Origin of the sequence: Xanthomonas rydalmerensis (assembly GCF_033170385.1) — a bacterium.
GTDB lineage: Bacteria > Pseudomonadota > Gammaproteobacteria > Xanthomonadales > Xanthomonadaceae > Xanthomonas_A > Xanthomonas_A rydalmerensis.
The window spans coordinates 552,961-577,843 of sequence record NZ_CP126170.1 but is presented as its reverse complement, the minus strand read 5'-3'; the positions used below and the strand labels follow the sequence as shown (position 1 = coordinate 577,843).

The following is a 24,883-nucleotide window of genomic DNA, read 5'->3' as shown; positions in this document are numbered from 1 at the left end:
TCGATGCTCCCATCAGCGGTTGAGCCGCGCCAGCAACTGCGCGCGCGTGCGGCGCGCCCGTGCCTCGTCGAACGGGGCCAGCTCGCCCCGGGCTGCCTCGGGCAGGTGCTGGCCTGCACGTTCGCCGGGACCGAACACGTAGTAGTCGAAGAGCTTCGCCCAGGCCTGCTTCTCGCGTGCCGGCAGATCGCGCAGCGCCCACATCGCGTGCTGCAGCGCCGTCAGCGGCGAGGGCAAAAAGGCAGGCGCGCTGCGCCACCAGTAGTTCACCAGCACGTTGAACGGCGCCAGGCTGCGCACGTGGTGCCACCACATGCTCGGGATGAACAGCGCATCGCCCGGCTCCAGCTCGACGTGCTGCGCGCTGGCGAGGGCATCGCGGAAACGCGGATAACGCGCGAAGTCGGGGCGATCGACATCCACGACGCTGACCACCTGGCCGCCCGGCGTCGGTTCCAGCGGTCCCGGATACAGGTTGTCGATCTGCTCCGGCGGAAACAGGGTGAAGCGGCGTCGGCCCACGGCGCAGCAGGCCAGGTTGTCCGGCGTGTCGAAATGGCAGGAGGCGATGACGCGGTTGCCGATCCAGATGCTGGCCGGCGCATCGATGCCCTGCCCGGCCAGGCCGGCGTCGTTGGCCTGCGCGAACCCCGGCAGCGCCCGCTCGATCGGCAGCGACGCGACATAGTAGGTGGGCGGCCGCGGATCCTCGAGGGCGGCGGCGATCGCATCCAGCACCTGCGTCAGCGGTCCGCGCCGGACCTCGAAATTCAACTGGGTGAAGTCCGCGTTGTAGAACGGGCGCCCCTCGATCCCGGGTTCGCCGAAGGAATATGGAACCGGCACGCCCGCATCGAAACCGCGCAGGTAGGCCAACGCGTCCTGCGTGGAGCGCAAGCCGGCCTGGACCAAGCCCCAGTCGCGCGCGATGCCGCGCAAGACCACCGGTTCCCCGGCCGCCACCAGCGCCTGCAATGGCAGGGCCGTGGGCTGCACGCCCTCCAGTGTCCGCATGGCCGCGCCGTCCGGCACGCTCAGTTCCTGCCTGCCGCGCCGGCGGCATCCTGCAGGCGCAGGCGTCGCTGTTTCTCGGCGATCAGGCGGCGCATGTTGTGCAGCGAAGCCAGCATCAGGTACGCGCCCTCCAGATAGCCGGCGCGGTTGAGCGCGGCCAGCGCAGGACCGTCCAGCCCGGCCAGGCGTTCGCGGTCGATCGCATGCAGGCCGTTGACGCCGACCCGATGCTGCGCATCGAGTTGCACGTCGAGCGCGACGGGCTGGATCAACCCCTGTGCATCGAGCGCGGCGAACATGTCCGCGCCGAACGCATGGCCCTCGTGGATGCCGCGCAGCACTCCGGCGATGTGGTCGAGATAGGGCGTGTTGCCGCCCTGCGGCAGGAACACCGGCTCGCCCTGCATCGCGGTCACCCGCGGATGCTCCATGTCCACGTGCAGGACCGCTTCCTGGCTGAGCACGCCATCGATCCGCTGCTCCTGGAACCCGATGAGGAACGGCCCCTTGGCCGCCGCCCCGGGCAGATACGACGCCGTCCAGCGCCGCTCGTGCAGGAACAGGTTCTCGTGCTGCTCGAACCCCAGCAACGCCACGGACTGCCACGCGCCGGTCGCCGGATCCTTGCGCAGGAAGATCGGATACTCGCGCTGCAACTCGGCGAACTCGCTCGGGTAGGCCGGCACCATGCCCACCGCATCGCCGAACTCGGGGCCGAAGTCGGTGGCCACGCGCAGGTCGCGGTGGGCGATGTTGTTGAGCATTTCGTAACGCGGCATGGTGGTGCGCACTCCCGGTGGAGCCTGGCACGGGACACCGCCGCAACCGCGGCGGCGCCCGTGACGACATGCGAAGAGATCCTCTCCGCCTTCCTCAGAACTTGTAGCGAACGCCCAGCATGTAACGCGGACTCTGGTCGGCCAGCTTGACGATCATCTGCGAGGTGCGCGAGCGCCAGCGCACGTCCTCGCCGGTCAGGTTGATCGCCTCCAGCCCGAACGACCAGTTGTCGTTCAACGTGTAGTTCACGCTGAGGTCCCACTGTTCGTACGGTTCCACATAGTACGGATTGCGGCTGGTGCCCTGGTTGGCCAGGATCAGGTACTGGTCGCGCCAGTTCCAGGCCAGGCGCACCGACCAGCCGTACTTTTCGTACATCAGCACCGCATTGGCGGTGTCGCTCAGGCCGGTGAGCGCGAACTGGTCGATGCTGGGGTCGCCGGCATTGTCGTAGCCGACGTCGCCTTTGACGATGGTGTAGTTGGCGAGGATGCCGAACCCGGTGTCGCCGAGGAAGTACTGCCCGCCGAGTTCCCAGCCATGCAGCTTGGCCTGGTTCTGGTTGATCGGGCGGTTGACGTTGAACTCGTACAACGGATCGTCGGCCTCGCCATAGAGATCGTAGGCCGCTTCGGTCGCCAGCACCTGCGCGCCGGTGCCGTTGTAGGCGGCCAGGCCGGCCGGGTTGTTGCGCAGCAAGGCCAGCGCAGTGAACAACGACGTATCGTTGGCCGAGCAGGCCGCCGCATTGGCCGGGCCGACCTGGGCAAGGCAGGCACCGCTGGTGAGGAACCCCAGGGCCGTCCTCGCGTCCGGACCGGAGGTCGGATCGCGCAGGCCGTACAGCGTCTCCTGCACCACGGTATTGCCGACGAAATTGTTGACCGACTTGTTCCAGTACGTCACCGACAGATAGCTCGCATCGGCGAAGTACCACTCCAGCGCCAGGTCCAGGTTGTCGGACTCCAGCGGCTTCAACGACGGGTTCTGTGCGGTGCCGCTGGCCCGCGAGGACGGATCGATCAGCACCGAGCCGAACGGCTGCTGTGCCCCGGGACCGGCATAGAGGTTGCCGATCGGCGCGCGCGCGATGCTCTTGCCGAACGAGACGCGCCCCTTCAGCGTCTCGCTGAGATCGATGCTGAAATCGAGGTTGGGCAGGATGTAGCTGTAGCTGGTCTTTTCGCTGAACGGTTGCTGCTCGTTGGACAGCACCACGCGGAAGTCGTTGTTGGACTGCCACTCGATCGCTTCGGGCGTGGCGATGACCGAGGTCGACACCACGTCGGTGGTTTCGTAGCGCACGCCCAGCCGGGTATTGGTGCGCATGCCGGCCAGCTCGCCATCCAGCTCGACCTGGAAATAGGCCGAGCGGGTCTTCTCTTCCACGAAGTTGTCGGCGGCGCGCTGCGGGCTCACGCCCAGGCCGACGCCGTACTGGCTGGCCGCCCATTCCGCGAGCCTGCCCGCATCGCCCCGCCATGCCGGCCAACTGCTGCCGCCGTAGTCATGGAACAGGCCGATGATGTTGACCGGCTGCATCAGGTTCATCAGGCCGCCGGCGGTATCCCGGTCGACATTGGCCACGCCCCAGTCGCCCAGGGTGGAATACGCCTCGGCGGCCTGGATGCGATGGGTGGTCGACTTGTTGCTGTCCACGCCGAACTGGAAGCGGCCCTGGTCGAAGCTCCACTCGCCATCCACGCGGGCCTGCTTGATCTGGCTGATCTGGCTCTGCGAGTTGACCCGCAGCACCTGCGTACCGATCTCGCCCGGCACGAAGCCCGGGTTGACCACGCCGTTGGTCCTGGCCGCGGCGTCGGCGTCGCTCGGATACCAGACCTGTGTGCCGATCGGCAGGCCGTTGTTGAAGTTCAGCTCCTGCACCCAGGACCCGCCGCATTGCGGACCGGAGGTGCAGTTGTTGGTGCCGGCGATGCTCATGAAGATGGAGCCGCCACCGGTCAGCGGATCGTTCGGGCGGCTTTCGTTCTTCGAGTCGTGCGCGTCGAAGCTGAGCTTGAGCCGGTCGGTCACGTTCCACACCGCGTTCAGACCGAGCGAACCCAGCTTGTACTTCTGCATGCTGCGCTGCTGCTCGAGGCCGAAATCCTTGGTGCCGGCGATTTCGCGGATGTAGGTCGGCACGGCCACCGCGCCGCTGGTATCGAACGTCACATCGGTGTAGTTGCTGTTCTGCAGCCACATGCCCTGCTCGCCACGATTCTCGGTGATCTCGTTGGTCGAATAGGTGTAGTCCAGGGTCAAGGTCAGGCTGTCGGTGGGCGCGAACTGCAGCACCGCCTGGCCGTTGACGCGCTCGCGCTCGAACTCGGAGAACGCATAGCGCAAGTCGTTCGGTCGTGCGTACAGCGCACCGGCCTGCGGGGCGTTGACCACGGTCGGGTTGCCGGGCATCGAGCCGGTCCACGGCTGCACATTCCAGTAGTTCTCGGTGGCCTGCACCGAGCCGCCCTTGCGCTTCTGGTAGCTCGCGCTCACGCCGACGCCGAAGGTCTTGTCCGGGTTGCTGTAGCTGAAGATGCCGGACAGTTCGGGCGTCAGGTCGTCGTCGAACGGCTGGCTGCGGTCGGAGACCGCCTTGGCGCCGGCGCTGGCGACGATGCCCTGGTGGTCGAACGGACGCGCAGTCAGGATGTTGATGGTGGCGCCGATGCCGCCGCTGGGCATGTTGGCCTGGCTGGTCTTGTAGACCTCGATGCCATTGATCGCTTCGGCGGCGAGCTGGGCGAAGTTGAAGGCGCGGGTGCCGCCGTCGACACCGCCAATGGCGACCTGCCCGGCAGCGCCGAACGCATCGGCGCCGGGCATCTGCCGCCCGTTGAGCGTCACCATGTTGAACTGCGGGCCGAAGCCGCGCGCGGTGACCTGTGCGCCTTCGCCGTCGCGTCGCTCGATGGAGATGCCGGTGATGCGCTGCAGCGACTCGGCCAGGTTGGTGTCGGGAAACTTGCCGATGTCCTCGGCACTGATGGCATCCACCACACCCGCGGAATCGCGCTTGATGTCCATCGCCTGGCTGAGGCTGTTGCGCAGGCCGGTGACCTGCACGGTGTCCAGCTGCGTCGGGCTGCTCTGCGCCTGTTGCTCGGCCGCCGGTGCCGGCGTCGACGCGTCCTGCGCGAATGCGGGATTGATGACCAGGACGCCACCGACGAAGGTGAACATGGCCCTGGATTTGAACTTCGCCAGTGTGCGGCTCATGGACGAGCCCCCAGGTCTGGGCTACGACGAAACATAGAAGCGCTCATGACTCTCCCCTCTGACATGCGATCGATGGATGTATCGCCCCTCCCCCAAGAGGCACGCACGGGCGATGCCCGTCTTCCACGCCGAACATCGCAGCGCGCTGTGCGTTCGCTGCGACTCAAAACTCCGTTTCAGGATTGCCAGACGACGCGCGATAAAGGCTCCCCCCGAGCCCGACTGCCGCTGATTGATAGCGCTATCATCGCGTCGAGCGCAGACTACGCACCTGGGATATCGCTTGTCATCATGCGTCGCAACAAAGGACCGCATTCCTTGAAGAGCACCTCCAAAACGACGCGTCGAAGAGGGAGCGCCATCACCATCGACGACGTCGCGGCGCATGCGGGCGTCTCGCCGATGACCGTCTCGCGCGTCACCCATGGTCATGCCGGCGTACGCGAGAGCACGCGCGAGCGGGTGATGCGCAGCGTGCGCGCCCTGGATTACCGGCCCAACCCGGCCGCCAGCGCCCTCGCCGCGGCGCAGCACACCTGCATCGCGTTGATCTATACCAATCCCAGTTCCAGCTATCTGCGCGAACTGCTGGTCGGCGCGCTGCGCGGATCCACCCGCGCGGCGGCGCAGTTGGTGATCGCCACCTGGGATGGGTTGGGTCCGCGTGCACGCCGCGCCGCCGCGCACACGCTCTGCACCAGCGTGGCGGGCGTGCTTCTCCCGGCACCGTTGTGCGAATCGAAGGCCATCGTCGCCGTGTTCGCCGACGCCGGGATTCCCGTCGTCTCCATCGCGTCCGGCCGGTTCAGCGACAGGATCTCCTGCGTGCGCATCGACGACCGCCGCGCCAGCCATGACCTGGTGTCGCACCTGATCGCGCACGGGCATACCCGCATCGGCTACATCACCGGCGACCCGAACCAGACCGCCAGTGCGCACCGCTGGCAGGGCTACCGGGATGCCCTGGCCGATGCCGGCATCGGCTACGACGCCGCGCTGGTGCAGCCGGGCGACTTCACCTATCGCGCCGGCCTGGAGGCGGCCGAACGGTTGTTGGCCTTGCAGGCGCGCCCGAGCGCGATTTTCGCAAGCAACGACGACATGGCCTCGGCCGTGGTGTCGGTGGCGCACCGTCGTCGCCTGAAGGTGCCGGAGGATCTGTCGGTGGTGGGGTTCGACGATACGTCGGCGGCGACGATGGTGTGGCCGGAGCTGACCACCATCCATCAACCGGTGGCGGACATGACCGACACGGCGATCGACCTGCTGCTGCGGGAGATCCGGCAGGCTGCTGGCGCCGAGCGCATCAGCGTCAATCACGTAGTGCCGCACCGCCTGGTCACGCGCGACTCCGTCTCGCGGCCGCTGGCGGTTCGCGCGCCATCGGGCGAGCCGTGAGGCCAGCACACTGGCGGCGCTATCGGTGCGGTTGCAGGTGTCGCTTTGGCTGTTGCTGTTGCTGTTGCTGTTGCTGTGGTTGTGGCTCTTGCTGTTGCCGTTGCTTTGGCTTTTGACTTACCGGGTTCCCTTCCGAAGCGGCGAACCAGGCGGGAAAAACCCGAAGGGCGGCGCACATGGACGTGCGCCGTCCGCGGCAGGGGCAGGATGCCCCTTCCGCGGATCCCGTCTGGTTCGCGGACCCGGAGCGCGCAGCGCGGAGGGCGCGTAGGCAGGGCGCGCTTTCTTTTGGTTACCTTTTCTTTGCGCGAGCAAAGAAAAGTAACTCGCCCGAAAGGGCGAAAGCCTTTGCCGTTGCTTCAAGCTTGAGTCGGAGGAGAAAGACTGTAGGAGCGGCTTTAGCCGCGACCGACGTGATCGATAATCCCTGTCGCCGCTCAAGTCGCTCCTGCAATCCAGCTGCGGCAGCAGCAAGAGCAAGTGCAAGAGCAAAGCTTTCGCCTGACGGCGAGTTACTTTTCTTTGCTTGTGCAAAGAAAAGTAACCAAAAGAAAGCACACCCTGCCTCGCGCCCTCCGCGCTAACGCGCTCCGGGTCCGCGTCCACCCCGGGGATTCGCGGAAGGGGCATCCTGCCCCTGCCGCGAACGGCGCACGTCCCTGTGCGCCGCCCCTTCGGGGTTTTTCCCCGGGCCGGCCGCCGCTTCGGAAGGGAACCCGGCAAGTCAAAAGCCAGAGCAACAGCAACAGCAAAAGCAACAGCAAAAGCAAAAGCAGGAGCAGGAGCAACGGCAACGGCAACGGCAACGGCAACGGCATGGATCAGCTTGCCGTGGTGCGGCATGGGCACCCACGACACAACACCGATACCACTGCCCACACTTCACCAGCACATACACCACCCGCCATCCACTGCATCGGCCGAGTTGCCGGCAAGCGAGCGGCACCAGCGCGCGCCATCCGCCTCGCAACTGCGCTACCGTTCACCCATGGCGCGCCCACCCGCCCATGCCGCCACCGGAGATGCCAATGCCCCTGCTCCATCGGTCCCCTGCCACGCCACTGCACGCCGGCCGCCACCGCGCCTGGCGCATCGGCCTGGCCCTGCTGTGCCTCCTGATCGCCGCGCCGGGCGTGGCCGCCGACAACGGCGCCGCGCCCGCCTTGCAGCGCGCGCAGCAACTGATCCTGGTACTAGCGCCGGACTGGGATAGCCCGCAGGGGCGGCTACAGGCATTCGAGCGCGACGCGCAGGGTTGGCAAGCGCACGGGCAGGCCTTCGACGTGAGCCTCGGCCGCCACGGCAGCGCCTGGGGCCTGGGTCTGCATCCGGCACAAGCGGACGGTCCGCAGAAGCGCGAAGGCGACGGCCGCAGCCCGGCCGGGGTGTTCACCATCGGCGAGGCCTTCGGCTACGCGCCGCGTATCGACAGCGCCATGCCCTACCAGGCGATGCAGCAGAGCAACTACTGCATCGATGTGCCGGACTCGCCGCTGTACAACCGCATCGTCGACGCCGACAAGGTCGGTAACGCCGCGGTGGCCGGGTCCACCGAACCCATGCGCCTGGACCTGCAACACGACGGTGATCAGCGCTACCGCGAGGGCTTCGTGATCCAGCACAACGCGCAAGCCACGCCCGGCGCCGGCAGCTGCATCTTCGCCCACCTGTGGCGCGCCCCGGGCGCCCCCACCGCCGGCTGCACCGCGATGCAGCCGGCCGACATGCAGCGGCTGCTGGCGTGGCTGCAGCCGTCCGCGGCCCCGCTGTTCGTGCTGCTGCCGCGCAGTGCCTACCAACGCCTGCAGGCCGACTGGGCGCTGCCGGCCGTGGAGCCGGCACCGTGAGCCAGGCGCCCGCGCCCGAGCTGGTGCGTGCGGTCAGCCGTTGGCAGATCGTCGGGTTGTCGATCAACGACGTGATCGGCAGCGGCATCTATCTGCTGCCGGCGGCCACCGCTGCCCTGCTCGGGCCGCTGAGCCTGTGGGCGGTGCTGCTGGCCGGCGTGGCGGTGGCGCTGTTGGTGCTGTGCTACGCGCAGGCCGCCAGCTACTTCGACGAACCCGGCGGCAGCTATCTGTATGCGCGCGAGGCCTTCGGCCGTTTCGCCGGCTTCGAGATCGGCTGGATGATCTGGCTGACCCGGATCAGTTCGGCCGCCGCGCTGAGCAACGGCCTGGCCGATGCGGTGGTGCGCTTCTGGCCGGCCGCGGCCGGTGGCGGCGCACGCCTGGGCATCGTGGTCGGCTCGCTCGGTCTGCTCACCGCGATCAACGTGATCGGGGTGAAATCGGCCGCGCGCACCGGCGTGGCGCTGGTGATCGGCAAGCTGGTGCCGCTGCTGCTGTTCGTGGCGATCGGCGTGTTCTACGTGGACTGGTCGTGGGCGTTCTCGGGCAAGACTCCGGACCCGCGCGATGTCGGCAACCTGGGCGAGGCAGCCTTGTTGCTGCTGTTCGCCTACGCCGGGTTCGAGAACATCCCGGCCGCCGCCGGCGAGTACCGCAATCCGCGCCGCGACGTGCCGTTCGCACTGATCACCATGATCGTCACCGTCACCCTGATCTATGCCGCGGTGCAGGTGGTGGCGCAGGGCACGCTGCCCAACGTGGCGCAGTCGGCGACGCCGCTGGCCGATGCCGCCAGCGGCTTCGGCGGCGAGGCGCTGGCGCTGATCCTCACCGTGGGCGCCACCATCTCCATCCTCGGCACCACCAGCAACACGGTGATGCTGGGGCCGCGCTTCCTGTTCGCGCTGGCCAAGGACGGCTACGGCCCGGCGTTCCTGGCGCGGGTGCATCCGCGTTTCCGCACGCCGGCCGCGGCGATCCTGCTGCAGGGCGTGCTGTCGCTGGCGCTGGCCCTGTCCGGGTCGTTCGTGCAGTTGGCGCTGCTGTCGATGGTGACCCGCCTGTTCGCCTACATCGGCACCGCCGCGGCGGTGCTGGTGCTGGCGCGGCGCTATGGTGACCGGCCCGGTGCGCTGCGCCTGCCGGGCGGGCCGTTGATTCCGCTGGCGGCGCTGTTGCTGGCGCTGGCGCTGCTGCTCAGCGCCAGCTGGCAGAACCTGGCTGCGGCAGGCGTGGCACTGCTGGTCGGTGCGCTGTTCTATCGATTCCCGCGCAAGGACGCGGCGTGAACGCCTTCACGCCGCCTTGCGCGCAGGTCACGCGCGGATAACCGCGGGGCCCAGACGCTGGATGCCCGCCAGCAAGAGCCGACCGCCATGAAACGACGCCGCGTCTACAGCGCTCCGGATCTGCCCACCGCCACCCGTGCGCTGCAGGCCGCGCGCGGCGCCGGCCTCGACAACGACGACCTGTCGCTGGTCGCCCGCGGCGACATCGAGCTGGAAGCCATCCCCGACGACCGCAAGGAAGGCAAGACCGACACCGTGCCGGCCGCCGCGCGCGGCGCGCTGGGCGGCGGTGCAGCCGGGCTGCTGGCCGGGTTGGCGGCGATCGCGGTGCCGCCGCTGGGCATCACCCTGGCTGGCGCCGGGGTCATGGCGATCGCTGGCGCCCTGGTCGGCAGTTGGTCCTCGGCCCTGGTCGGGTCGACCGTGCCGGACCCGGTGCGACGCAACTTCGAAGAGGAAATCGAGGCCGGCCGCATCCTGGTGGTGATCGAAGGCGAGCCGGAACAATTGGACGCCGCCGACGCGCCGCTGCAGGCGGCCGGTACCACGGCCTTGCCCTACGAAGCGGCTGCCGCCGCGCACTGAGGCCACGCCGGCGGCTGGGTACATTGCGCGAGACCTCGATGCTGCACAGGTCGTTGCGCTGGATGGTCTGCGAGACCTAAACGCCGCGAGAAGACTGCCATCGCGTCGTCATCTGTGGGCGCGCCCCTCATCAGACCGGCGGTAGCGACCGCATGCGCACCAACAGGCCGGCGGCGTAGACCAACCCATAGGCGATCAGCGCCGCGGCGATGCTCATGGTCAGCGGACTGGCGTTCTGCAGGGTCTGCGCGCTGCCGCCGGAGAACGCGCCGCTGGCCCAGCGCCAGGCCAGGCGCCCGAGCAACAGCACGCTCAGCGCGGCGCCGATCCACGGGTTGGGCGTGTAACAGCGCGCGCCGTCCTGCAGCTCGATGCGGGTGTGGTGCAGGGCGAAGGCGCCCAGCGCGGCGCCGCCCACCGCGCCCAGCGCCATGCCCAGGCGCACGGCGGGCAAGTGCGCGGCCAGCCAGGTCAGCAGGGCCGCGACCAGCAGCAGGAACCCCAGCCGCACACCGGTGCGCCGCGGCTGCCAGGGCTGGCGGCCGAAGTAGCGGCGGATGCGCCGGTAATACAGCCAGCCGACCCCGGCCGTGGCTAGGTACGGGGTCAACAAGGCGATGCCGTTGGCGGCCATGGGGTGTGCCGGAAGAGAGGGAGGTAGCGGCGGATCGTAAGCCACCGGGCGCGCCGGCGCAGCCTGCCAGAAGGCATGAATGTTTCATATCGCGATCACGCCGCGCAGGGACCGGATTAACGGCCGCCTGGCTAGCGTGGAGCGCATTCACAGCAACGGAGACCCACGATGAGCGTTCCGTATCAGATTCCCGGCCGCGCGCCCAACGACGAGGATCGCAGCACTATCTCGCAGTACTGGCGCGATCGCTTCGCCGACGAGCCCTACTACAGCGAAGGCGAGCGATTCGAAGACTACGAGCCCGCCTACCACGCCGGCCACGAGGCGCGCATCCGCGACTTCAACCGCGCCTACGAACAGGTGGAAGCGGAACTGCACCGCGACTGGGACCAGAACAAGGGCTCGCAGACGCTGAGCTGGAGCAAGGCCCGCCACGCGGTGCGGCGCGCCTGGGAGCGCGCTGGCAACGGAGAATGACGCCGGCTTTCCGCGTTATCCGATGACCGCAGGAAAAACAGCGTAGGAGCGGCTTCAGCTGCGACCGGCAGGTGGCATCGACCATCAGACCGTCGCGGCTGAAGCCGCTCCTACGACGCTGTCGTGGATGCAATGCCTGCATCCGGGAATGTGGCGACGAATTGCGGCCTAGCTTGAGTTGCTCCGGCTTGTCAGCACATCGGCGGCGCGGAGCACGTGGTCCGCAAAAAAAGGCGGGCGGCCTCTAACACAGGCGCGCAATTATCAGAACTTGCAGGAGCGGCTTTAGCCGCGATAGGCCTTCCCGAGAAAACTGTCGCGGCTAAAGCCGCTCCTACGACGCATGGGCGTCGCGTTTTTGGGTGTCGCGTTTTTGTTGCACTCGCGCACCCGGTCTCTCGTAAATGGCTGCCGGAACAGAGGGCCGTCGGCCGCACCATTGCCTGCGAGAGATCGAACAACCGTGTTGCTTTCTGGGTGACGTTGCACGCCCACCCACACCGCACGGGATCGCACCATCGTCAACGCGCACGAATGCCCTCGCCAGGCAGCGACGCAACCGCCGCTGCCTGGCGCGTGCATCAACTCTCCAGCGGCTGCAACTTCAGCAAGCGTCCACCCGCGCCATCCTCGAGCAGCCACAGTGCGCCGTCCGGCCCCTGCTCCACTTCGCGGATGCGCTGGCCCATGTCGTAGCGCGCCGCTTCGCGTGCGGTCTCGCCATTGAACTCGATCCGGACCAGCGACTGCGAGGACAGGCCGCCGATGAAGCCGTTGCCGCGCCATTGCGGGAAGCGGCTGCCGTTGTAGATGACGAAGCCCGCCGGCGAAATCACCGGCGTCCAACTCACCTTGGGCGCGGCGAATTCCGGGCGCGTGCTGTGATCGGGAATCGGGCGGCCGTCGTAGTGGTCGCCATTGGACACGATCGGGTAGCCGTAGTTGGCGCCGCGCTGGATCAGATTGAGTTCGTCGCCGCCGGCCGGACCCATTTCGTGCTCCCACAACCGGCCATTGGCGTCGAAGGCCAGGCCGAGCACATTGCGGTGGCCGAGCGACCAGACCTGCGCGGCGACGCCGCCGCGGTTGGCGAACGGGTTGTCGGCCGGCACGCTGCCGTCGTCGTTGAGGCGCACGATCTTGCCCAGATTGCCGCTCATGTCCTGCGCCGGATCGAACTTCTGCCGCTCGCTGGAGCTGATCCACAGCTTGCCGTCCGGGCCGAACGCCAGGCGATGGCCGAAGTGGCCGTTGCCGGACACCTTGGGCTGCTGCCGCCAGATCACCTGCTGCTGCGACAGGGTGCCACCGCCGCTGGTGTCCAACGTCAGCTTGGCGCGCATCACCGCCGCGCCGCGGGTGTCGCCGCTGCCGGGTTCGGCGTAGCTCAGGTAGACCCAGCCGTTCTTGGCGAAGCCCGGATGCGGCAGCACATCGCCGAGGCCGCCCTGGCCGCCATAGGCCACCGCCGGGACGCCGCTGACCGTGCCGGTGTGGCCGCTGACCGGGTCGATGCGCTTGAGCGTGCCGCCCTTCTCGCTGACCAAGGCGGTGCCGTCGGGCAGGAAGCTCATCGCCCACGGTTCGTTGAAAGTAGCGACCGGTGTCGCCGAGAACGGCCAGTCGCCGCGCCGCTCGGCCGCTTTGTCGGCGGGTGCGGCGTGTGCCGCCGAGATCGCCAGGCCCATGGCCAGCGCGCAAGCCAAACCCAGGGGAGTCCGTTGCATGACGTGCACCTATCGGTTGGGGTCGAATACCGAACCTAGCAGACGCCGCGTGCACGGCAAGCATGCCGCGGCCAGGGCGTGGCCGCGGTCACGTCACGGCGACGGGTCCGGTAGACACGTCGCGTATTCACGTCCATCGACGCGGCGGCGGCAGGACTTGCCGCACTCCCGCGCCGCGGCGCTCAGGCCTGCGGCAGCAGCTCGAACGCGACCGGCTCGCCGCTGGCCGCCGACGCGCACACCCACAGGTCGAACAGGCCCGGCTCGGCCGCGCACTGCCCGTCGCGGCCGGTGAAGGCCAGCGCGTGGCGGTCGAGAGTGAAGCTGACCTCCATGCCCTCGCCTGCCGCCAGCCGCACCTTGCGGAACGCCTTCAACTCGCGCACCGGGCGCACCCGGCTGGCGACGCGATCGTGGATGTACAGCTGCACCACTTCCTCGCCCTCGCGCTCGCCGACGTTGTCGATGCGGGTGGTCACGGTCAGGGTATCGTCCCAGCCGACCTGGGTGCGGTCGAGCTGCGGCGCGCCGTAGACGAACTGCGTATAGCCGAGGCCATGGCCGAACGGATACAGCGGCGCGTTCGGCACCTCGCGCCAGCGCGACTTGAACTCGCTCATCGTCGGCAGTTCCGGCCGGCCGGTGCGCGGGTGGTTGTAGAAGTAAGGCTGCTGCCCCGCGTCGAGCGGGAAACTCACCGGCAGGCGCGCGGACGGGTTGTAGTCGCCGAACAGCACGTCGGCCACCGCCGGGCCGGTCTGCGTGCCCAGGTACCAGGTCACCGCGATCGCCGCGGCGTCGCGCACCGCGCCCTGCAGTGCCAGCGCGCGGCCGTTGCGCAGCAGCACCACCAGCGGCGTGCCGGTGGCGGCCACCGCCTCGGCCAGCGCCTGCTGCGCCGGCGGCAGCACGATCTGCGTGCGCGACTGCGCCTCGCCGCTGTAGCGCTGCGGCTCGCCCAGCGCCAGCACCACCACGTCGGCGGCGCGCGCGGCGGCCACGGCCGCCTCGATACCGCCGTCCAGCGGCGCTTCCAGCGCGCAGCCCGGCACCACAGTCAACGCCTGCGCGTCGTCCAGCGCGGCGCGCACGCCGGCTTCCAGGGTCACGTAGCGGCTCTTGTCGCCGAACAGGGTCCAGCAGCCCTCGATGTTGTCGCGGTCCTGCACGAACGGGCCGATCAGCGCGATCTTCTGCCCCTGCTTGCGCAGCGGCAACACCGGGCCGTCGTTCTTCAGCAGCACGATCGAACGCCGCGCCGCCTCGCGCGCAAGCGCATCGTGCGCGGCGATGTGCGACTGGTCGGCCTCGCGCGCCGGGTCCAGCGAGCGGTACGGATCGTCGAGCAGGCCGATCGCCTCCTTCAGTTCCAGCACGCGGCGCACCGACGCATCCAGCAGCGCCATCGGCACCTCGCCGTCCTCCACCAGCGACGGCAGGTGCGCGGCGTAGAAGCCGCTCTGCATGCTCATGTCCATGCCGGCCAGGAACGCCTTCTTGGTCGCGTCGCGCTCGTCGGCGGCATAGCCGTGCGCGATCAGCTCCATGTCGGCGGTGTAGTCCGAGACCACCACCCCGCGGAACTTCCATTCGCCACGCAGGATCTCGGTCAGCAGTTCGTGGTTGGCGCTGGCCGGCACGCCGTTGATGTCGTTGAAGGAGGTCATCACGCTCAGCGCGCCAGCCTCGAAGGCGGCCTTGAACGGCGGCAGGTGCACGTCGCGCAGGGTCTGCGGGGAGATGTCGACGCTGGCGTATTCCATGCCGGCGGCGACCGCGCCGTAGGCCGCGAAGTGCTTGGGCGTGGCCAGCAGCGCATCGTCGGCGCGCAGGTCCGGCCCGTGGAAGCCGCGCACCCGTGCGGCGGCAAAGGCGCAGCCCAGCACCACGTCCTCGCCGGCGCCCTCGGCACCGCGCCCCCAACGCTGGTCGCGGGCGATATCCACCGCCGGCGCGTAGGTCCAATGGATGCCGGCGGCGGTGGCCTCGACCGCGGTGGCGCGCGCGGTGCGCTCGGCCAGGTCCGGCTCGAAGCTGGCGGACTCGCCCAGCGGGATCGGGAACACCGTGCGCATGCCGTGGATCACGTCCGCGGCCAGGATCACGGGAATGCCCATACGGCTCTCCAGCGCTGCGCGCTGGATCATGCGGCCGGACTCGGCGCCGCCGCCATTGAACAGCGAGCCGACCAGACCGGACCGCACCTGCTGCAGCACCTCGTCGGCATTGCGGACATTGGCTTCCGGATTCACGTCGGGGGCGAACGGGCGCACCATGTCGGCGAAAACGCCGAGTTGGCCGACCTTCTCCTCGACGGTCATGCGGGCGATGAGCGATTCGATACGATCCGAAGCCATGGGGTCCTTTGAGAAAACGTTTACATAGCCGCCAATTCTAGCTCTGCGGCCAGTCGATGGGGCAAGTTCCGGCGCCGGAATCGCCTATTCATAAAACTGTCTACCGGCCGGGTCCGGCGCGGCCGCCGCGTACCATACGCCTACGCACGTGCACCGCCTAGGGGAAGGCGATGGTGGGCTAGGCATAGAAAGGCCCCGGCTGGCAAGGGCCACGCCGGGCCGCCGGCCTCAGGCCCGGCGGCGCCCCGGGGCACCTCAGGAGCTGAAGTAAGCCTCGGCGATGGCGTTGTGCAGGTGGCCGAGGTGGGTCTGGATCTCGTCCATGAACCCGGCCGGGTTGTGCTGCGCCAGGTAGGCGGGGTCGGCATTGCGCACCAGCCCGCTGATGCGCATCAGCGCGCGCTCCACCGGCGGCCGCGGCGGCATGGTCGGCAGGATGTGCTGGGCGCGGACCAGGCAGAACTGCACGCTGCGCGGGAAGTCGTTGTTCTGCAGCAGGAAACGCAGCGCCTGCTCGCCGGTGACGCGCTGCCGCACGTGCCGGCGGTACATCTGGTAGGCGGCCTGCGCGCGCAGCACGCTCATCCACTGCATCGCCTGGTAGGCCTCGCGGTCGTCGGCCTTGCGCGGGGTGATCAGGCCCGAGGCGCCGGCATCGATGATGCGCGTGGTCATGTCGGCCTGCTCGATCGCCGTGCCCAGGCGCAGGAACTGGAAGCCGATGTCGCGGCTGACGTTGGCGGTCAGCAGCCCGGACACCTTCAGGCAGGCGTCGGTGACGTGGCCCAGGAACTCCATGCGGTAACGGCGGCCGACGCTGCGCTCGCCGTTGGCGTCGATGTACAGATGCAGGTCGTTGACCGCCTCCCAGATCTCCTGCGGCAGGGTGTCGCGGATGCCGCGCAGCAGTTCGCGCGCGTGCTGCACCGAGGTGCGCAGCGAGGACGGATTGCGTTCGTCCAGCAGCAGGAAGCGCACCACGTCGGCGTCGCCGACGTCATCGCCGGCGTTGGGGAACCACAGCGCGAAGATCTCGCCGGCGCCGACCGTGTCGATCATCGGCCGCCAGGCGAAGCGCACCGAGCGCGGCAGGTCCAGCTGCAGCAGGCTGCCCACGCCGACCAGCCGCGCGGTGGTCTCGGCGCGGCGCACGTAGCGGCTGAACCAGTAGAGGTTGTCGGCAACGCGCGAGAGCATCAGTCCAGTTCCTCGTCCAGGTCCACCACCCAGGTGTCCTTGGCGCCGCCGCCCTGCGAGGAATTGACCACCAGCGAGCCCTCCTCCATCGCCACCCGGGTCAGCCCGCCGGTGGTGACGTAGACGTCGTCGCGGGACAGGATGAACGGGCGCAGGTCCAGGTGCCGCGGCGCCGGCCCGGCGTCGGTCACGATCGGCGCGGTGGACAGGCCCAGGGTCGGCTGCGCCATGTAGTTGCGCGGGTCGGCCAGGATCAGCTTGCGGAACTGCTCGCGCTGGCGCGTGGTCGAGCGCGGGCCGATCAGCATGCCGTAGCCGCCGGACTCGTTGGCCGGCTTCACCACCAGCTCGTCCAGGTGCTCGAGCACGTACTGGCGGTCCCTGTCGTCGTGGCACAGGTAGCTGGGCACGTTGGGCAGGATCGGCTCCTCGTCCAGGTAGTAGCGGATCATCTTCGGCACGTAGGCGAACACCACCTTGTCGTCGGCCACGCCGGCGCCCGGCGCATTGGCCAGCGCCACCTTGCCGGCGCGCCAGCTGCGGATCAGCCCGGCCACGCCCAGCACCGAGTCCGCGCGGAACGCCTCCGGATCCAGGAACAGGTCGTCGACCCGGCGGTAGATCACGTCGACCCGGCGCGGCCCGTACACGGTGCGCATGTAGGTGCAATCGTCGTCGGCCACGAACAGGTCGTCGCCCTCGACCAGTTCGATGCCCATCGCCTGGGCCAGGTAGGCGTGTTCGAAATAGGCGCTGTTGAAGATGCCCGGAGTCAGCAGCGCGATCACCGGCTGGTCGCCCGGACGCGGCGACAGCGCCGCCAGGGTGTCGTAGAGCTGCGCCGGGTAGTCGTCCACCGGCAGGATCGCGCTGGTCTCGAACAGCTCCGGGAACACCCGCTTGGCGACCATGCGGTTCTCGAGCATGTACGACACGCCGCTGGGGATGCGCAGGTTGTCCTCCAGCGCGTAGAGGGTGCCGTCGGCGTCGCGCACCAGGTCCGAGCCGCACACGTGCGCCCACACCCCCAGCGCCGGCGTGATGCCCACGCACTGCGGGCGGAAGTTCACCGAGTGCTCCAGCAGCATCGCCGGGAACACCTTGTCCTTGACGATGCGCTGGGCGCCGTAGATGTCGCCGATGAACAGGTTGAGCGCGCGCATGCGCTGCTTCAGCCCGGCCTCGGTGCGCTGCCATTCGTGCAGCGGGATCACCCGCGGGATCAGGTCGAACGGCAGCGTGCGGTCGACGTTGCGGCCGTCGGAGTAGACGGTGAAGGTGATGCCCATGACCCGCGCGGCGACGTCGGCGGCGAGCTGGCGTTCGGACAATTCGCGTCCGCTGAGGCTGGACAGGTACTCGATGACCCGGCGCGCAGCCGGACGTGGCTGCCCACCGGACTGGATCAGCTCGTCGTAGGTGGCCGTGCGGTACTTGCTCCAGTCCATCGCGCCCCTTGTTGCTGCGGGCCGGCGGCGAGAAGCGCCGGCATGTTGTCCCGCAACATGCCCGCAGACGTGACGGCCGTCAAGCGGACGGCGGCGGCACGGCGTCCGGGGCGCGGCGGATGCGTGCGCTGTCCATGAACATGGCGTCGCTGGAGGCCTGGAACACGCGCAGGTCGAAGTTGGGCAGGATCGCCAGCAGGTGGTCGAACAGGTCCGCCTGGATCTGCTCGTACATCGCCCAGCGGGTGTCGTTGGCGAAGCAGTACAGCTCCAGCGGCAGGCCGTTGGCGCCGGGCTCCAGTTGCCGCACCAGCAGGGTCATGTCCTGGCGCACGTGCGGGCTGGCGCGCAGGTAGTGCTCGACGTAGGCGCGGAAGGTGCCGAGGTTGGTGATCCGGCGGCCGTTGATCGGCGCCACCCCACGCTCGGCCAGCGCCCCGTTCCAGGCGCCGATCTCGTCGCGCTTGCGGTCGATGTACTCGCGCAGCACGGTCAACTGCCGCATCTGCTCGATCTCGGCGGCGTCGAGGAAGCGCACGCTGTGCTGGTCCAGGTACAGCGCGCGCTTGATCCGGCGCCCGCCAGCCTCGCTCATCCCGCGCCAGTTCTTGAACGAGTCGCTGATCAGCTTCTTGGTCGGGATGGTGGTGATGGTCTTGTCCCAGTTCTGGACCTTGACCGTATGCAGCGCGATATCGATCACGTCGCCGTCGGCGTTCTGCTGCGGCATCTCGATCCAGTCACCGACACGGACCATGTCGTTGGAACTGATGGTGACGCTGGCCACCAGCGACAGCAGGGTGTCCTGGAACACCAGGATCAGCACCGCCATCATCGCGCCCACGCCCGACAGCAGGATCACCGGCGACTTGTCGACCAGCACCGACACCATCAGCACCGCCGCGACCACGCCGAGCACGATCTTGAGCAACTGCATGTAGCCCTTGATCGGCTTGTTGTGCGCATCCGGGCGCCGCTCGTAGACGTGGTTGAGCAGGTCCAGCACGCGCGACACCGCCAGCGCCACGGTCAGCACGATGAAGGCGGCGCAGACGTTGCGCACCACGCTGACCATCGCCGCCGGCAGGTGCGGCATCGCGCCGATGCCCAGCGACAGCACCAATGCCGGGATCACGTTGGCCAGGCGCGGGATCACGCTCAGCTTCACCTCCTTGTCGCTGAGCACGGTGGCGCGCAGCGCCCGCCGCAGCCCGCGCAGCAGGATCCGCTTGGTCACCCAGTTGGCCAGCCACGCCGCCAGCAGCAGCGCCGCGATCACCATCGCGTCGTAGGCCCAGGGGTACGGCGCCAGCGTGTGCTGCAGGTGGGCGAAGAAGTTCGCGCCGGGCGCCGCCGTCGGCGCGGCGCTGGCGAACGGCGACAACGCCTGCACCCTCATGCGCGGCTGCGCTCGATGATGACCCCCACCGCCTGCGCCCCGCGCACCGCGCCCGGCTTGCTCAGCTTCAGCCGCAGCCACTGCACGTCGAACTCGTCCAGCACCGCCGCCGCGCAACGCTCGGCCAGGGTCTCGACCAGGCCGTAGCCGGACTGCTCGACCAGTTGCACCAGGCGCTTGCTCACCGCCTTGTAGTTGAGCGTGTCGGCGATGTCGTCGCTGGCCGCGGGCTTGCGGTTGTCGAAGCCCATTTCCAGATCGAAGCGCAGCGTCTGCCGGATCCGCCGCTCCCAATCGTAGATGCCGATCAGCGCGTCGATTTCCAGACCTTCGATGAAGACTTTATCCATGAGGAGCCGGGATTGGGGAATGGGGATTGGGGAATGGTAAGAGCGAAAGGCGAAAGCAAAGCAAAAGTAGAGGCAGGAGCGGAGCCGCGTTACGAATCCCCAATCCCCACTCCCGAATCTCGCGCCGCCGCCAACGGCGGCAGCGTGGCCATGTCCCAGCGCGGCGTCACCTGCACCGCGGATGCGGCGTCGTGCAGCCCGGACTGCAGGCGCAGGGCGCCGGCGAAGGCGATCATCGCGCCGTTGTCGGTGCACAGCGCCGGGCGCGGGAAGCAGGCGCGGCCGCCGCGCGCCTGCGCCATCGCCTGCAGCTTGGCGCGCAGGCGCAGATTGGCGCCGACGCCGCCGGCCACCACGATGGTGTCGCTGCCGGCCGCCTCCAGCGCGCGCTCGCACTTGATCGCCAGCGTGTCCACCACCGCATCCTCGAAACCGCGGGCGATGTCGGCGCGCACCGCCTCGGACTGGTCGCTGTCGCGCCAGGCCAGCAGCACCTGGGTCTTGAGCCCGGAAAAGCTGAAGTCCAGGCCGGGCCGGTCGGTCATCGGCCGGGCGAAGCGGAACCGTCCCGGGGTGCCCTGGGTGGCCAGCGCCGCCAGTTGCGGGCCGCCTGGATACGGCAGGCCCATCAGCTTGGCGGTCTTGTCGAAGGCCTCGCCGGCCGCATCGTCCAGGGTCTCGCCGAGCAGGCGATAGCGGCCGATGGCCTCCACCGCGATCAACTGGGTGTGGCCGCCGGACACCAGCAGCGCCACGAACGGCGGCGCCGGCGCCCCGTGCACCGGGTCCGGATCCTCCATCAGCGGCGCCAGCAGGTGGCCTTCCATGTGGTGCACGCCGATCGCTGGCACCTCCAGCGCCCAGGCCAGGGCCCGCGCCACGCCGGCACCGACCAGCAGCGCGCCGACCAGGCCCGGGCCGGCGGTATAGGCCACCCCGTCCAGGTCGCGCACCTGCAGGCCGGCCTCGGCCAGGGTCTGGCGGATCAGCGGCAGCAGCTTGCGCACGTGGTCGCGGCTGGCCAGCTCCGGCACCACCCCGCCGTACTCGGCGTGCAGCGCGATCTGGCTATACAGTGCGTGCGCGCGCAGCGCGGCCGCCCCTGAGCGGCTGGTGTCGTAGACGGCGACGCCGGTTTCGTCACAACTGGATTCAATGCCAAGAACGTTCATACGCTGCATTGTGCGGCCGAATCGGCGGCAGGCCAAACGGGGTGCTTGCAGCCGCGAAAACTGTCGCTATAATGTGCGGCTCGCCGGGCGTGACCCGGTCACCATTGTGTCCCGGAGATTCCATGCCCAGCGTTAAAGTCCGCGAGAACGAGCCCTTCGAGTTTGCGCTCCGTCGCTTCAAGCGCACCTGCGAAAAGGCCGGCGTGCTGGCCGAAACCCGCAAGCGCGAGTTCTACGAAAAGCCGACCCAGGAACGCAAGCGCAAGGCCGCTGCCGCGGTGAAGCGCCAGCTGCGTCGCACCTCGCGCGACGTCACCAAGCGCCAGCGTCTGTACTGAGGATCGCGGCCTGCGGTAGCGGGTGTGCCGGTTTCGGCATCCGCTACGGTAAGCCCACGAAGCCGGCACGCGCAAGCGTCGCCGGCTTTTTGTGCGTCTGCGGTTTTGACCAGGCGCTCCGCCCTGCGCGGGATCCCGGTCGCGCACCTGTTCCCTCGGCGCCCGTATGCCGCCTCGGCCACACGGCCCACGCCAGCGCGCCTGCCTAGAATGCCCTTCCCCTTTTCTCTATCCCTGTGGAGCCCCTCATGACCCTCAAGCAGCAGCTCACCGACGACATGAAGGCCGCGATGAAGTCCGGCGACAAGCACAGCCTGGGCGTGATCCGGCTGATCAACGCCGCGATCAAGCAGAAGGAAGTGGACGAGCGCGTGGAAATGGACGACGCCGCGGTGATCGCGGTGATGGACAAGATGGTCAAGCAGCGCAAGGACTCGGTGAGCCAGTACGAGGCCGCCGGCCGCGACGACCTGGCCAAGGTGGAGCGCGAGGAGATCGTGGTGATCGAGCGCTACCTGCCGAGCAAGATGGGCGAAGCCGAGATCGTCGCCGCGATCCAGGCGGCCATCGCGCAGACCGGCGCCGCCAGCCCGGCCGACATGGGCAAGCTGATGGGCGTGCTCAAGCCGATGTTGGCCGGCAAGGCCGACATGGGCCAGGTGTCGGTGCTGGTCAAGCAGCAGCTGGCAGGCTGACCGGACTGCCGGACTCGCGGACGGCGGGTTTCACCCGCCTTTCGACGCCGGGCTGCTACAACGCCCGGCAAGCCCGCGCACTCTTTCAGCGCGCAGTGCGGGACTGGCGTTGCGACGCCGCGCGCCGAAGGTCCGCGCCCATGTCCCTGCCCCTGTCGTCCGATCGCCTGCACAAACATCTCGACCGCCTGCAGCAGAGCCTGCCGGCCGCGCTGGTGCGGCGCTTCGTCGAGATCGACGTGATGACCCAGGCGGCGTCGCTGTCGTTCTACGCGCTGCTGTCGCTGGCGCCGCTGCTGGTGCTGCTGCTGTGGCTCACCGCCTCGCTGTATCCGCAGGCGCAGGAAGCGCTGATCGCACAGATCGGGCAACTGGCCGGCCACGGCGCGCGCGAAGTCGCGCAGACGGTGATCGACAACGCCAAGAACCAACCCAACGTCGGCTCGCTGGCGGGCCTGTGGAGCACCCTGCTGCTGTTCGTCGGCGCCACCGCGGTGTTCGCGCAGCTGCAGAATGCGCTGAACCTGATCTTCCGCACCGACAAGCAGCGCCTGGACGGCATCCTGGCCTGGCTGAAGAAGCGCGTGTTCTCCTTCGGCGTGGTGCTGGGCCTGGGCTTCCTGCTGCTGATCTCGATGATCCTGACCACCGTGCTGCAGGTGGTGTTCGCGCGGATGCCGTCGCTGCTGCCGGCGGTCGGCTACATCTCGACCCTGGCGATCTACGTGTTGGCCTTCGCCGTGCTCTACCACTACCTGCCCGACCGCCGGGTGCAATGGCGCCAGGCGGTCATCGGCGGCGCCATCACCGCCTGCCTGTTCGTGGCCGGGCGCTACGCGATCGGCCTGTACATCGCCACCGCCGCGCCGGGCAGCGCCTACGGTTCGATGGGCGCGCTGGTGATCCTGCTGGTGTGGATCTACTACGCCACCGTGGTGTTCTTCGTCGGCGCGCTGATCACCGCGGTGATCGACGAGCGCCTGCGCTCGCACAGCAAGCTCACCGCCGCCGGGATCGACCCGCGCAGCGCCGCGCAGGCGCCACCGACGCCCTGATCGCACGGCGCTGAACCGCGCAGGCCGCGCGCCCAGCGTGACGGCGCACGCGCGTGGCATCCTATGCGGATGGCCCGCATCCCCGACGCATTCATCGACGACCTGCTCGCCCGCACCGACATCGTCGAGGTGGTCGGCACGCGCGTGCCGCTGAAGCGCCAGGGCAAGGAATACGCGGCGCGCTGCCCGTTCCACGACGAGCGCTCGGCCTCGTTCACGGTGTCGCCGACCAAGCAGTTCTACCACTGCTTCGGCTGCGGCGCGCACGGCACCGCGATCAGCTTCCTGATGAATTACGACCGCCTCGAATTCCTCGACGCGGTCGACGAACTGGCCAAGCGCGCCGGCATGGAAATCCCGCGCGACGCCCAGCAGCGCGGCGCCGCCCAGGCCGCCGGCGACGACCACCGCGACCTGTACTCGGCGCTGGAAGCGGCGGCCAAGTTCTTCCAGCGCCAGCTCGACGGCAGCGAGAAGGCGCGCACCTACCTGGACGGCCGCGGCGTGGACGCCGAGAACCGCGCGCGCTTCCAGATCGGCTACGCCCCGGACGGCTACAGCGCGCTCAAGGACGCGCTGGGCACCGACGAGCGCCGGCTCAAGCTGCTGGACCGCGCCGGGCTGTTCTCCAAGAACGACCGCGGCCACGTCTACGACAAGTTCCGCGATCGGGTGATGTTCCCGATCTTCGATCGCCGAGGCCGGGTCATCGCCTTCGGCGGCCGCGTGCTCGACAAGGACGACGGCCCCAAGTACCTGAACTCGCCGGAGACCGCGCTGTTCCACAAGGGCCGCGAACTGTACGGCCTGTGGCAGGTGCGCCAGGCCAACCAGAAGATCGAGCGGCTGATCGTGGTCGAGGGCTACATGGACGTGGTCTCGCTGTTCCAGTTCGGCGTCACCCAGGCGGTGGCGACGCTGGGCACCGCAACCACGCCGGACCACGCCGAACTGTTGTTCCGCAACGCGCCGGACGTGTTCTTCTGCTTCGACGGCGACGCCGCCGGCCGTCGCGCCGGCTGGAAGGCGCTGGAATCGGTGCTGCCGCGGATGAAGGACGGGCGCCAGGCGTTCTTCCTGTTCCTGCCCGACGGCGAGGACCCGGACACCATCGTGCGCAAGGAAGGCGCCGCGGCCTTCGACGCGCGGCTGGTCCAGGCCACGCCGCTGTCGCAGTTCTTCTTCGACGAGCTCTCGCGCGAGATCAACCTCGGCACGCTCGACGGCAAGGCACGCCTGGCCGAACGCGCGCGGCCGATGCTGGCGCAGATTCCCGACGGCGCCTTCGGCGATCTGATGCGCCAGCGCCTGGCCGAACTCACCGGCATCGGCGCCGCCGCACCGGCGGCCGCCACAGCCGCGGCGAGCAGGCCACCGCCGCGCGCGCCGCGCCCGGCGCACAAGCGCAGCCTGGTCCGCGAGGCGATCGTGCGCCTGCTGCAGGCGCCGTCGCTGGCGCTGGACCTGCCGCCGCCCTACCCGTTCGCCGGCCTGCGTCTGCCCGGCATCGAGCTGATGATCGAACTGCTGCAGATCGTGCATGCGCGCCCGGAAATCACCACCGGCGCGCTACTCGAACACTTCCACGAACGCGAGGAACTGGCCGCGCTGCAGAAGCTGGCGGTGCAGGAGATCGCCGGCGAGACCGCCAGCTGGCGCCAGGAGCTGCACGACGTGGTCGTGCAGTTGGAAAAGCAGACGTTGCAGCAGCGCCTGGACGAACTGCAGGCCAAGCAGCGCGCGCAAGGCCTGGACGAGACCGACAAGTACGAGTTGCGGGAACTGTTGAAGGCGCGTGCGGGGCTGCATTAGCTGCGACGCGCCGATGCACCAAGCATCGGCGCCAGCCACGCAACGTAAGTGGCCGGCGCGATGCCAGGCATCGTCCCTGCA

Annotated in this window: 20 protein-coding genes; 9 read left to right on the top strand and 11 right to left on the bottom strand. The window is 68.9% G+C overall.

Features of this window, described 5'->3' with window-relative positions; translation table 11 throughout:
• Window positions 1-12: 12 nt before the first annotated feature.
• The 3 genes from QN245_RS02525 to QN245_RS02515 all read right to left on the bottom strand — a co-directional run bounded on the left by QN245_RS02525 (window position 13) and on the right by QN245_RS02515 (window position 5,019).
• A complete protein-coding gene (locus tag QN245_RS02525) occupies window positions 13-1,014 on the bottom strand; it encodes a cupin-like domain-containing protein (protein WP_184646318.1) in 1,002 nt (333 codons plus the stop codon).
• Window positions 1,015-1,034: 20 nt separating this feature from the next.
• Window positions 1,035-1,793 carry a SapC family protein gene (locus QN245_RS02520; protein ID WP_184646320.1) on the bottom strand — a complete coding sequence of 253 codons (759 nt, stop codon included), beginning with the start codon at window positions 1,791-1,793 and terminating at the stop codon, window positions 1,035-1,037.
• 94 nt (window positions 1,794-1,887) lie between these two features.
• On the bottom strand, window positions 1,888-5,019 hold the full coding sequence (locus QN245_RS02515; RefSeq protein ID WP_184447389.1) for a TonB-dependent receptor: 3,132 nt from the start codon (window positions 5,017-5,019) through the stop codon (window positions 1,888-1,890).
• A gap of 402 nt (window positions 5,020-5,421) precedes the next feature.
• On the opposite strand from QN245_RS02515, the gene QN245_RS02510 reads away from it, so the two are divergent.
• The 4 genes from QN245_RS02510 to QN245_RS02495 all read left to right on the top strand — a co-directional run bounded on the left by QN245_RS02510 (window position 5,422) and on the right by QN245_RS02495 (window position 10,141).
• Complete coding sequence (locus QN245_RS02510) at window positions 5,422-6,417, top strand: LacI family DNA-binding transcriptional regulator (protein WP_317845286.1); 996 nt, start codon at window positions 5,422-5,424, stop codon at window positions 6,415-6,417.
• A gap of 1,028 nt (window positions 6,418-7,445) precedes the next feature.
• The gene (locus QN245_RS02505) at window positions 7,446-8,264 is read left to right on the top strand and encodes a L,D-transpeptidase family protein (protein ID WP_317844465.1); all 819 of its coding nucleotides are present in this window, start codon (window positions 7,446-7,448) and stop codon (window positions 8,262-8,264) included.
• On the top strand, window positions 8,261-9,556 hold the full coding sequence (locus tag QN245_RS02500) for an APC family permease (RefSeq protein ID WP_317844464.1): 1,296 nt from the start codon (window positions 8,261-8,263) through the stop codon (window positions 9,554-9,556). Before QN245_RS02505 ends, QN245_RS02500 begins: the two co-directional genes overlap by 4 nt.
• An 87-nt stretch (window positions 9,557-9,643) precedes the next feature.
• On the top strand, window positions 9,644-10,141 hold the full coding sequence (locus tag QN245_RS02495) for a hypothetical protein (RefSeq protein WP_184447392.1): 498 nt from the start codon (window positions 9,644-9,646) through the stop codon (window positions 10,139-10,141).
• 130 nt (window positions 10,142-10,271) lie between these two features.
• Here the strand turns inward: QN245_RS02495 and QN245_RS02490 are convergent, their stop codons facing one another.
• Window positions 10,272-10,775 (bottom strand): CcdC protein domain-containing protein, encoded by a 504-nt coding sequence (locus tag QN245_RS02490; protein ID WP_184447393.1) that lies wholly within the window; start codon window positions 10,773-10,775, stop codon window positions 10,272-10,274.
• A 168-nt stretch (window positions 10,776-10,943) separates the two neighbouring features.
• On the opposite strand from QN245_RS02490, the gene QN245_RS02485 reads away from it, so the two are divergent.
• Window positions 10,944-11,252: a hypothetical protein gene (locus tag QN245_RS02485; RefSeq protein WP_184447394.1), complete on the top strand. Its 309-nt coding sequence runs from the start codon at window positions 10,944-10,946 to the stop codon at window positions 11,250-11,252.
• 581 nt (window positions 11,253-11,833) lie between these two features.
• Here QN245_RS02485 and QN245_RS02480 read toward each other — a convergent pair.
• The 7 genes from QN245_RS02480 to tsaD all read right to left on the bottom strand — a co-directional run bounded on the left by QN245_RS02480 (window position 11,834) and on the right by tsaD (window position 20,902).
• Complete coding sequence (locus QN245_RS02480) at window positions 11,834-12,979, bottom strand: PQQ-dependent sugar dehydrogenase (protein WP_317844463.1); 1,146 nt, start codon at window positions 12,977-12,979, stop codon at window positions 11,834-11,836.
• Window positions 12,980-13,161: 182 nt separating this feature from the next.
• Window positions 13,162-15,336: a glycoside hydrolase family 3 N-terminal domain-containing protein gene (locus tag QN245_RS02475; RefSeq protein ID WP_317844462.1), complete on the bottom strand. Its 2,175-nt coding sequence runs from the start codon at window positions 15,334-15,336 to the stop codon at window positions 13,162-13,164.
• Window positions 15,337-15,591: 255 nt separating this feature from the next.
• Window positions 15,592-16,533 (bottom strand): alpha-E domain-containing protein, encoded by a 942-nt coding sequence (locus tag QN245_RS02470; RefSeq protein ID WP_160968786.1) that lies wholly within the window; start codon window positions 16,531-16,533, stop codon window positions 15,592-15,594.
• Window positions 16,533-17,981, bottom strand: a complete 1,449-nt coding sequence (locus QN245_RS02465) for a circularly permuted type 2 ATP-grasp protein (RefSeq protein WP_317844461.1) — start codon at window positions 17,979-17,981, stop codon at window positions 16,533-16,535. The genes QN245_RS02470 and QN245_RS02465 overlap by 1 nt, the downstream gene beginning before the upstream one ends.
• 79 nt (window positions 17,982-18,060) lie before the next feature.
• On the bottom strand, window positions 18,061-19,380 hold the full coding sequence (locus QN245_RS02460) for a mechanosensitive ion channel family protein (RefSeq protein WP_425612902.1): 1,320 nt from the start codon (window positions 19,378-19,380) through the stop codon (window positions 18,061-18,063).
• On the bottom strand, window positions 19,377-19,730 hold the full coding sequence (folB, locus tag QN245_RS02455; protein ID WP_160968792.1) for a dihydroneopterin aldolase: 354 nt from the start codon (window positions 19,728-19,730) through the stop codon (window positions 19,377-19,379). The genes QN245_RS02460 and folB overlap by 4 nt, the downstream gene beginning before the upstream one ends.
• An 89-nt stretch (window positions 19,731-19,819) precedes the next feature.
• Window positions 19,820-20,902 (bottom strand): tRNA (adenosine(37)-N6)-threonylcarbamoyltransferase complex transferase subunit TsaD, encoded by a 1,083-nt coding sequence (gene tsaD / locus QN245_RS02450; protein ID WP_317844460.1) that lies wholly within the window; start codon window positions 20,900-20,902, stop codon window positions 19,820-19,822.
• 122 nt (window positions 20,903-21,024) lie between these two features.
• Here tsaD and rpsU point away from each other — a divergent pair, with 122 nt between their 5' ends.
• From rpsU to dnaG, 4 genes are all read left to right on the top strand, one after another.
• A complete protein-coding gene (gene rpsU, locus QN245_RS02445) occupies window positions 21,025-21,240 on the top strand; it encodes a 30S ribosomal protein S21 (protein ID WP_003465342.1) in 216 nt (71 codons plus the stop codon).
• Between the two features lie 248 nt (window positions 21,241-21,488).
• Window positions 21,489-21,935, top strand: a complete 447-nt coding sequence (locus QN245_RS02440) for a GatB/YqeY domain-containing protein (RefSeq protein ID WP_160968795.1) — start codon at window positions 21,489-21,491, stop codon at window positions 21,933-21,935.
• A gap of 140 nt (window positions 21,936-22,075) precedes the next feature.
• Complete coding sequence (locus QN245_RS02435; protein WP_160968796.1) at window positions 22,076-22,990, top strand: YihY/virulence factor BrkB family protein; 915 nt, start codon at window positions 22,076-22,078, stop codon at window positions 22,988-22,990.
• Between the two features lie 69 nt (window positions 22,991-23,059).
• Window positions 23,060-24,802, top strand: a complete 1,743-nt coding sequence (dnaG, locus tag QN245_RS02430; protein ID WP_317844459.1) for a DNA primase — start codon at window positions 23,060-23,062, stop codon at window positions 24,800-24,802.
• The last annotated feature ends 81 nt before the right edge of the window (window positions 24,803-24,883 follow it).

What these genes read in the sequence shown, in the direction of transcription:
- QN245_RS02525 (WP_184646318.1), bottom strand. Translation starts at nt 1,014, where the DNA reads ATGCGGACACTGGAGGGCGTGCAGCCCACGGCCCTGCCATTGCAGGCG.
- QN245_RS02520 (WP_184646320.1), bottom strand. Translation starts at nt 1,793, where the DNA reads ATGCCGCGTTACGAAATGCTCAACAACATCGCCCACCGCGACCTGCGC.
- QN245_RS02515 (WP_184447389.1), bottom strand. Translation starts at nt 5,019, where the DNA reads ATGAGCCGCACACTGGCGAAGTTCAAATCCAGGGCCATGTTCACCTTC.
- QN245_RS02510 (WP_317845286.1), top strand. Translation starts at nt 5,422, where the DNA reads ATGACCGTCTCGCGCGTCACCCATGGTCATGCCGGCGTACGCGAGAGC.
- QN245_RS02505 (WP_317844465.1), top strand. Translation starts at nt 7,446, where the DNA reads ATGCCCCTGCTCCATCGGTCCCCTGCCACGCCACTGCACGCCGGCCGC.
- QN245_RS02495 (WP_184447392.1), top strand. Translation starts at nt 9,644, where the DNA reads ATGAAACGACGCCGCGTCTACAGCGCTCCGGATCTGCCCACCGCCACC.
- QN245_RS02490 (WP_184447393.1), bottom strand. Translation starts at nt 10,775, where the DNA reads ATGGCCGCCAACGGCATCGCCTTGTTGACCCCGTACCTAGCCACGGCC.
- QN245_RS02485 (WP_184447394.1), top strand. Translation starts at nt 10,944, where the DNA reads ATGAGCGTTCCGTATCAGATTCCCGGCCGCGCGCCCAACGACGAGGAT.
- QN245_RS02480 (WP_317844463.1), bottom strand. Translation starts at nt 12,979, where the DNA reads ATGCAACGGACTCCCCTGGGTTTGGCTTGCGCGCTGGCCATGGGCCTG.
- QN245_RS02475 (WP_317844462.1), bottom strand. Translation starts at nt 15,336, where the DNA reads ATGGCTTCGGATCGTATCGAATCGCTCATCGCCCGCATGACCGTCGAG.
- QN245_RS02470 (WP_160968786.1), bottom strand. Translation starts at nt 16,533, where the DNA reads ATGCTCTCGCGCGTTGCCGACAACCTCTACTGGTTCAGCCGCTACGTG.
- QN245_RS02465 (WP_317844461.1), bottom strand. Translation starts at nt 17,981, where the DNA reads ATGGACTGGAGCAAGTACCGCACGGCCACCTACGACGAGCTGATCCAG.
- QN245_RS02460 (WP_425612902.1), bottom strand. Translation starts at nt 19,380, where the DNA reads ATGAGGGTGCAGGCGTTGTCGCCGTTCGCCAGCGCCGCGCCGACGGCG.
- folB (WP_160968792.1), bottom strand. Translation starts at nt 19,730, where the DNA reads ATGGATAAAGTCTTCATCGAAGGTCTGGAAATCGACGCGCTGATCGGC.
- tsaD (WP_317844460.1), bottom strand. Translation starts at nt 20,902, where the DNA reads ATGAACGTTCTTGGCATTGAATCCAGTTGTGACGAAACCGGCGTCGCC.
- rpsU (WP_003465342.1), top strand. Translation starts at nt 21,025, where the DNA reads ATGCCCAGCGTTAAAGTCCGCGAGAACGAGCCCTTCGAGTTTGCGCTC.
- QN245_RS02440 (WP_160968795.1), top strand. Translation starts at nt 21,489, where the DNA reads ATGACCCTCAAGCAGCAGCTCACCGACGACATGAAGGCCGCGATGAAG.
- QN245_RS02435 (WP_160968796.1), top strand. Translation starts at nt 22,076, where the DNA reads ATGTCCCTGCCCCTGTCGTCCGATCGCCTGCACAAACATCTCGACCGC.
- dnaG (WP_317844459.1), top strand. Translation starts at nt 23,060, where the DNA reads ATGGCCCGCATCCCCGACGCATTCATCGACGACCTGCTCGCCCGCACC.